This is a genomic window from Pseudoflavonifractor capillosus (assembly GCF_016899775.1).
GTDB lineage: Bacteria > Bacillota > Clostridia > Oscillospirales > Oscillospiraceae > Lawsonibacter.
Genome location: NZ_JACJJE010000005.1, coordinates 104,568 through 112,140, shown reverse-complemented (window position 1 = coordinate 112,140; position 7,573 = coordinate 104,568). Strand labels below are relative to the sequence as shown.

Sequence of the window (7,573 nt, the reverse complement as noted above, 5' to 3'; positions counted from 1 at the left end):
TTCCATTTTTTCGCCCCCATATCTGTTTCTATTTTACCAGATATGGGGGCTTTGTGCTTGTTTTTTGACAGACTGAGGCGGGCACTCCGGTAGGGAGTGCCCGCCTCAGGCTGTCGAAAAAGTCCTAAGACTTTTCCGACAGCCTGCAAAAATGCCAATACTTTCCCACCGCTGTGCGGTGGAAAAGTCCTCGCTGCGCTCGCTGAACGCCTTGTCAAGCAAGGCATTCAGGGCATTCGATCCCACTCGAGGCGGGCTGCCGCCCCCTCGAGCTCCCCCGCCCCAACTTGAGCGGATTCTTCTCTACAGTGTTTTTTTGACAAGCTAAGGCGGGCACTCCGGTAGGGAGTGCCCGCCTTGCGTATCAAATCAATTCAGATGCTGGTTTGTTCTGATTCTTACTTGACCAGAACCGGGTTCACGCCCACCTTCTTGCCCTTCTCATAGACATAGAAGCCGGCGCCGGTCTTGCGGCCCAGGTAGCCGGCGGCCACCATCTTCCGCAGCAGGTGGGCGGGACGGTACTTGGTGTCGCCCAGGTCGATGTAGAAGGTCTCCATAACCTCCAGCAGGATGTCCAGGCCGATCATGTCCGCCAGAGCCAGGGGGCCCATGGGGTGGTTACAGCCGCGCATCATGCCCTCATCCACGTCCTCCACGCTGCCGATGTCCTCGTCCAGGACCTGCACGGCCTCGTTGAGCATGGGCAGGAGCATACGGTTGACGATGAAGCCGGGCTTGTCCTTGGCCAGGATGGTGCGCTTGCCCATGTGCTGGCCAACAGCGGTCACGATGTCAATGGTCTCCTGAGAGGTGCGCAGGCCGTAGACGATCTCCACCAGGCCCATCACCGGCACGGGGGAGAAGAAGTGCAGGCCCACAACCTTCTCCGGACGAGCGGTGGCGGCGGCCAGGCTGGTCATGGAGATAGAGGAGGTGTTGGAGGCAAAAATGGTGCGGTCGTCGCAGATCTTGTCCAGCTGCTGGAAAATGGCGCGCTTGGCGTCCAGATTCTCATAGATGGCCTCGATGACCAGATCCACGTTGGAAGCGGTATGTACGCTGGGGGTGATGGTCAGACGGCTCATGCAGTCTTCCTTCTCCTCGGCGGTCATCTTGCCCTTCTCCACCAGACGGTCCAGACGGGCGCTGATGCCGGCCTGCCCCCGCTCAAGGGCGGCCTTGCTCTGATCGTTCAGGATGACCTCATAGCCGTACTGGAGGGCGGTCTGGGCAATGCCGCTGCCCATCAGACCGGAACCGACAACAAAGATTTTACGGATTTCCATTTTGATCTCCTTCTTTTACTATGAAATTGTACGCCCTGGAACTTTCTCCAGGAGACCGGCTTCGGCGGAAATCGGTCACAATCATCTTAACACACCGCCTTGTATTTGTCCAGCGGAAATCCGGATTCCACCGGATTTTGTCGCCCGCCCGCCTCCCGGGGCTGTAAGAAGCCGGTCTGCCGGAGCGGGCAGCGTTCCGCGGCCGCCGGAAATCCCTTGCTTTTTCTCCTTGAACCGCCTATCATAACATCTGCCGGGCGGCCGCACCGGGGCGGCCTTACACGCTCAGCACCGCCCCCTGCACCTCCAGGCTTGCGGCTTTGCCCTCCCTGCATTATAATAGGGACACGACCGCGGGCTCCCTATACCGGTGAACCCGCCATTTTAATCTGGAAGGAGCACCTGCCATGCGAGGGACAAAAATCTGGCTTCTGGGGGGGCTGACGGCCCTGGTCCTGTCCGGCTGCGGCCTCCTCCCCGGAACGGAACGCACCGAGACGGAGGAGGTCCATGTGGGGGATACCGTCTCCACCTCCTGGTTCGACTATACCATCACCAGCGCGCAGTCTGCGGACTCTTATCAGGACCGCACCGCCGACGAGGGCTGCAAGCTGATCGTGGTGGAGCTCACCATCCAAAACCGCTTCGACGAGCCGGTCCCCATGTATGACTCCGATTTCCAGCTGTACTGGGGTGAATACGCCCAGGACCAGTGGGCCCTCCCACTGGAGCCCTACTGCTCTGAGCAGCTGCCCCAGGAGTACAGCCTGGCCGTGGGTGAGACCCGGGAGGGCGCCCTGGTGTACCAGGTCCCCGACAGCGCCTGTGACTTCACCCTGGCCTTTCTGGAGGTCTTTGACAACGGTACCCCTGAGGGGGAGGAGGGGGACGTCTACCTGGCCTACTTTACCACCTCCTGAGTCCGCCAGATCCACCGTTTTGACGCGCATGAACGGGGCCGCCGGCAAAGCCGGCGGCCCTCAGCTTTTAGGAAACACTCCAAGGCTCCTGGGGCGATCTATGTTACCCCGTCCGGAACCAGAAACGCCCGGACATCCCGGGCCAGTTCCTCCGCCCGGGACAGGATGAGCGGATGCTCGCCGGTCTCGTACAGTTTATAGCGGATGTTTGGGTTTAAGCCGCACAGCCGCCTGCACTCCCCCTCCATATCGTTGGACAGCATCTGGTCCGCCCGGCTGACCGTGATGAGCAGAGGGACCTGGATGGCCTCAATGGGGCGGTGGAACAGGCGGACGCCCTTTCGCTCATAGTTCACCAGGGCCTGGGTGTCCAGGTCCACCACCGTCTCCCAGTCCTCCCCCTGGCACCACTCATAAAACCCCCGGGCCTGCTCGTCCCCCTTGGCGGCCTGCCGCTCCCGGAGGATTCCGTCCCCGAAGCCCTGGGGCAGAGTGCTCCCGTCAAAGCTGTCCGCCACCACCCGGCCAAACAGCTCCGGGGCCTCCAGCGCGGCGTTGATGGCGGCGTACGCGCCCCCGCTGGTCCCCACCAGATTTACCTTTCCACAGGTCAGGTGCCGGCACAGCGCCGCCGCCTGACGGCCCTGGTCGATCCACAGCTCCTCCGGGAAGGCGTCCACCCGCTGGGACTTTCCATTCCCTAGAAAGTCCAGCAAAATTACCCGGAAGTGCTGGGTATACAGGGGCAGAAGAAAGGTAAACATCCGGGAGGAGGCGGTGTTTCCGTGGAGGAACAGGCAGGGCTCCCCTTGGCCCGCCTCCTGGTAGAAGAGCTCTTTCCCCTGATAGGTGAAATATGACATCCGCGCCGCCTCCCCTTGTCATTTGCCGGCATCAGCCCGGACCCGGCTTGTCTCTGGTCCCACTATACCTGATTTTTCCTTCGGATGCAAGGATGGGCCGCGAGAAAGGCCGCCCGGCTCAAATGGAAGCCGGGCGGCGGACACAGCGGGCTATCCCGCCGCCGGGGGCCGGGCGCCCAGGATGTGGAGAAACCGGATCTCCTGAAAGTAGTAAGTGCTCAGGGGGCGGAAGTCCGCGTCCTGGCTGTGGGCGGCCACCAGGATGTTATCCAGAGTGGGCGGATCCCCCACCTCCACAATGATGGGGGTGTGGCCGAACGTGTCGTAAGCAAACCGGAGCTGCACAAAATCCCCGGGCAGCAGCATATCCGGGGAGGCCGCCACCCCCACCGGCCCCTGGGACGCCTCCTGCCGGGTCATAAAGTTATAAAAGTAGGGCACTCCCGTCCAGGCGGGGGCTTTATGCCCCGCGTCAATGTAGTACCAGCCGAAATCCGGGGTGAAATTCATCACCCCGCTGCCCTGGTACAGGCACTGGGAGGCGAAGTTGGTACAGTCGCCCCCGATGGTCTCAAAGTCAAAATACCTGGGATTGCGGCTGAAAGCCCACTGGTGGGCGTAGCGCACCGCCGCCTGGCGGTCGTATGGAATCAACTCGGGCAAGGTATCTCCCCCTCTCCTCCCTCCATGCTATGCCCGCGGCGGCGGCCGGTGACCATCCCGGCAGACAGAGGGGGCCGGCGGCGGCACTTCATTTCTGCCGCGGCCGGCCCCGTCCAACTCTATCTGGTTTAGGTGGTAAAGTCCCAGTGCGCCGGGTCGGAGGAGTAGGAACCGCCTGTGCTCCACTCCCCATCCACCACATGCAGATCCGGGTAGGACACCACCATAAAGCTCCGACCGTACTGGTCGGTGACCTGAGCGGCAAAGCACAGGGTATCCCCCTCCTCCAGTTCCACCTCCTGAGGGTCCAGACGGAAACACCGGCCTCCCTCCTCAGCGTCCCAGCTCTCCGGCTTCTCGCAGCGCTCCATCCACGCCACCAGTTTTTGGTTTTGGAACAGCCCCATACGTACTGTCTTGACCCAGCTCCGTCCCACCGTATTGTTGACTTTGGAAGCCTCCGAACTGTTTTCCTCCACCACCAGTCCAAAGCTCTCTGGTATCTCCACCGTCCCCTCCAGGGACTGGGGAAGGGTCATCAGCGCGAACTCCAGGTAGCGGATGCCCACCGAGGGGAAGCTGTTCTGGTATAGATTTTCGTACTGATCCAGCAGCTGGGTCTGCCGGGTATCCCCGGCGATAAAGACAGCGGAGAGGGCAATCACATCCGTGAGAGGACAGGTGGCCTCCCCGGTAAACGCACCGCTCTCCTCCTCCTGGGCGGGAAACTCCAGGGTCTCCTCCCCGTTGTCCGCCAGGAAAATCACCGACATTCCGGGGGTATAGGTCTTGGGCACCGCCCGCAGGGAGAAGGTGACTGTGTTGGAGGCAAGGTCGGCGGAGCGCAGCTGGGTGCCGTAGTCGGCGGCGAGGCTGTTCTGGGCCTTCAGCACATCTTCCACCCGGTCGGTGATGGAGCCGATCTGGCGGTTCACCGAGGATGTGACATTCCCCACCGAATTGGCCAGCTCGTAATATCGCCGGTCCATCTGATCCAGGCGCTGAAAGAGCGTCACACCGCCCACGGCAATCACCAGAGCCGCCAGACCCGCCGCAGCCCAGGGCCACCAGCGGCGCTTCTTGGGGGGCCGCCCCACCAGCTCCTCCACCTGCTTCCGCTGGCCCTCGGTGAGCTCCTCCGGCTCGGCGCGCTGATAGCGGCCCAAAATCTCCTCCAGCAGCCTCAGCTGCTCCGGGGAGAAGTCCACGCTCTGGGGCTCCGGCTCCTCCTCCACCCCCAGCAGCCAGCCCACGGGCACCTGAAAGAGGCGGCTCAGAGCCACCAGCTTGTCGATGTCGGGCAGGGATATATCATTTTCCCACTTGTAAACCGTCTGCCGGGACACTCCCAGCTTGTCCCCCAGGGCCTCCTGGGAGAGCTCCAGCTCTTTCCGCCTGGCGGCGATCTTTTGTCCGGTGGTCATGGTATCATCTCCTCCCTGTCAGCCTAGCAGACGGGCGGTCCGCCCGCCACCATCCGGCGGTTTTGGTTTTGCTAACCGTGGGTTTACATGGGGGTGAAAGCGTTGGGGGACAAGGGGTTGAGGTTGGTTTGGATCTGTGAGGGGGATTTCGCCGCCTGCTCTTTTTAAGCCTTCCCCCTGGGGGGAAGGTGCCCCCGAAGGGGGCGGATGAGGGGGCAGTGATAGAGCCCTTTCGTCTGTTGCAGGAGGGTTTCGCCCTGCGGGGCGAGGTACTTTCCCAGCGATGGGAAAGTACCCAAAGGATCGCCGGGGGACGGCTCAGGATGGACACTTCGTGTCCATATTCGCCTTACCCCCCGGTCCCCCATTACGGGGGACGCGTACCTGCTGGATTTTGCAGCATTTCCGGCGCGCAAAATCTGAGTGGTTGGTCTCAATTCCCGCCGGGCCACTGGGCCCTGGCCGGATGGAAAATTGCGGCGGCTGCAATTCCACGGCTGCGCCTAGCCTGGCCGAGCAGGTGATAGCTGGTCCGTCATCGGCGGGCCGGTCTGGGACCGGCCCCTACGAAAGAAGGGACAGCTTCCGGATCCGCCGTAGGGGCGGGTGTCCTCACCCGCCCGTTCCTTCCCCTTGGGAGCCAACTCCCTTGATGGTGAGAATCATCATTTCTTTGAAGGGGGCGGCTGGAAAAATCAGGCAGCGAAACGCAGTTTCGCACAAAGTTCTTTTGGTTACTTTTCTTCCAAGAAAAGTAACGCCTCCTCCCGGGTGTAGCAGGTGTTGAGCACCTCCAGCAGGGCGTTGGCAGTCATGTGCTCGGGCAGTTCCAGACGCTTCAAGAGGGCCAGCCGCCGCTGGGCGCTGTCCGGGCGGCCGGTGAGGCCGGCGGCGAACAGGTCCGCCTTGGTGAGGGGGGGCTCCTGCTCCCGCGCCTCCCCCTGGTCCAGGAAGGTGGCCCCCGCCCGGCGGAGCACCTGCTCCAGCACGGCGGGGGGCATGCCCTCCACCCCCAGCTTGCCCTCTTTCCCCCGCTGGCGCTTGCGCTTCTCCTTGCCGTACACGTCGGGGATGTAGGCGTGTTTCAGGTACTGTCCCGGAATGGCGCTCTTGATGCGGTTCCGGATGACGAAGCCCGCCCCGTCCGAGTCGGTGAGGACAATGAGCCCCCGCTTCTCCGCCGCCCGGCGGAGAAGGGCCATCCGCTCCGGGTCCTTAAAAATGCCAAAGCCGTGGGTCTCTAAAATCAGGGTGTCCACCACCTGGGAGAGGGTGTTTTTGTCGTACCGCCCCTCCACGGCGATGGCCTCTCGTATTTTCAGCATGTCCGCTCCCCCTCACCGCCTAGGCAGGGCGGGCTTCCGGGCGGGGGCGGACAGCTCCAGCAGCAGGCTGGTGAGCAGCTGCTGCCCGTCCTGGCCGGTGGACTTCATGGCCAGGTCCGCCTCGCCGCATCGGACCACCGCCCGGCGGCACCAAGGCAGGGAGAACCGCCGGGCCGCGGTGAAGATCTTCTCCGCCTGGAAGGACCGCAGGCCCCACAGGTCGGCCACATAGGAGGCCCCCCTCCCCTTCTCCAAGGCCAGGCGGGCGGAGTACAGCTGCCGCATGTTCCGCCCCAGGGACCACAGGATCTTGATGGGGGGCTCCTGCATCTGGAAGAGCTCCCCCAGCACCTGGGCCGCCTGGTCGAATTTTCCCGCTCCGATGGCGTCGGTCATACGGAACACCACCGTGTCCAGCTGGGGGGTGGCCACCGCGTCGATGTCCGCCCGGGTGATCTGCGCGCCCTTGGCGTAGGCCCCGATCTTCTCAATCTCCCCGATCAGGTTAGTCATCAGGTCCCCGCACAGGAATATGAGCTCCGAGGCCAGATTGCCGTCGATGTCCTTGCCCAGGGCCCGGAACCGGCGGCGCACCCACTTCACCAGCTCTCCGGTCTCTTGACGGGCAAAGTTCACCACCACTCCATTCTGCTTGATGGCCCCCGCCAGCTTGGTGCGGGCATCCCCCTTGTAGGGGATCAAATCGTAGAGAAACACCAGGCACACGTAGTCGGGCAGCTCGGCAAAAAGTTTGGCGTAGGCCTCCCGGTCCTTCTCCCCCGCCTTGAACAGGTCAAAGTCGGTCACCTGGACCAGGGTGCGCTGGGCCATCATGGGCAGACAGTCCAGGGCCTCCTCCAGGCGGCGGGGGGACATCTCCTTGGCGGGGATCTCATGGAAATTGAAGGTCCCCATTCCCCCGGACAAAATCAGCTCCTTGAGCTGGTTCAAGCAGTAGTCCCGCAGATAGGTCTCCTCCCCATGGAGGATATAGAGTTTTCCCGGAGCCTGTGCAGACAGGTCCTTTTTCAGCTGCTGATAGCCGGCGGTATCGGCTTTTCCTTTGGGCGGCATGTCGTCTCCTCCTGC

General features: G+C 62.6%; 7 protein-coding genes. 1 reads left to right on the top strand and 6 read right to left on the bottom strand.

Going from position 1 to position 7,573, the window contains the following annotated elements:
- Positions 1-398 precede the first annotated feature (398 nt).
- Positions 399-1,289, bottom strand: coding sequence for a 3-hydroxyacyl-CoA dehydrogenase family protein (locus H6B31_RS03035; protein ID WP_204897149.1), 891 nt, complete (start codon positions 1,287-1,289; stop codon positions 399-401).
- A gap of 407 nt (positions 1,290-1,696) precedes the next feature.
- Here H6B31_RS03035 and H6B31_RS03030 point away from each other — a divergent pair, with 407 nt between their 5' ends.
- Entirely contained in the window at positions 1,697-2,209 is a 513-nt protein-coding gene (locus H6B31_RS03030) for a DUF4352 domain-containing protein (protein ID WP_204897148.1), read from the top strand.
- Positions 2,210-2,307: 98 nt separating this feature from the next.
- On the opposite strand, the gene H6B31_RS03025 is transcribed toward H6B31_RS03030, so the two are convergent.
- The 5 genes from H6B31_RS03025 to holA form a co-directional block, all read right to left on the bottom strand.
- Positions 2,308-3,072 (bottom strand): alpha/beta fold hydrolase, encoded by a 765-nt coding sequence (locus H6B31_RS03025; protein ID WP_204897147.1) that lies wholly within the window; start codon positions 3,070-3,072, stop codon positions 2,308-2,310.
- Positions 3,073-3,222: 150 nt separating this feature from the next.
- On the bottom strand, positions 3,223-3,735 hold the full coding sequence (locus tag H6B31_RS03020; protein WP_204897146.1) for an amidase domain-containing protein: 513 nt from the start codon (positions 3,733-3,735) through the stop codon (positions 3,223-3,225).
- A gap of 128 nt (positions 3,736-3,863) precedes the next feature.
- Positions 3,864-5,159: a helix-turn-helix domain-containing protein gene (locus tag H6B31_RS03015; RefSeq protein WP_204897145.1), complete on the bottom strand. Its 1,296-nt coding sequence runs from the start codon at positions 5,157-5,159 to the stop codon at positions 3,864-3,866.
- A gap of 734 nt (positions 5,160-5,893) precedes the next feature.
- Complete coding sequence (locus H6B31_RS03010) at positions 5,894-6,484, bottom strand: ribonuclease M5 (RefSeq protein WP_204897144.1); 591 nt, start codon at positions 6,482-6,484, stop codon at positions 5,894-5,896.
- A 12-nt stretch (positions 6,485-6,496) separates the two neighbouring features.
- Positions 6,497-7,558: a DNA polymerase III subunit delta gene (gene holA, locus H6B31_RS03005; RefSeq protein ID WP_204897143.1), complete on the bottom strand. Its 1,062-nt coding sequence runs from the start codon at positions 7,556-7,558 to the stop codon at positions 6,497-6,499.
- Positions 7,559-7,573: the final 15 nt, after the last annotated feature.

Bases quoted from the DNA above. Each gene is read 5' to 3' on its own strand.
- H6B31_RS03035 (WP_204897149.1), bottom strand. From the start codon at position 1,289: ATGGAAATCCGTAAAATCTTTGTTGTCGGTTCCGGTCTGATGGGCAGC.
- H6B31_RS03030 (WP_204897148.1), top strand. From the start codon at position 1,697: ATGCGAGGGACAAAAATCTGGCTTCTGGGGGGGCTGACGGCCCTGGTC.
- H6B31_RS03025 (WP_204897147.1), bottom strand. From the start codon at position 3,072: ATGTCATATTTCACCTATCAGGGGAAAGAGCTCTTCTACCAGGAGGCG.
- H6B31_RS03015 (WP_204897145.1), bottom strand. From the start codon at position 5,159: ATGACCACCGGACAAAAGATCGCCGCCAGGCGGAAAGAGCTGGAGCTC.
- H6B31_RS03010 (WP_204897144.1), bottom strand. From the start codon at position 6,484: ATGCTGAAAATACGAGAGGCCATCGCCGTGGAGGGGCGGTACGACAAA.
- holA (WP_204897143.1), bottom strand. From the start codon at position 7,558: ATGCCGCCCAAAGGAAAAGCCGATACCGCCGGCTATCAGCAGCTGAAA.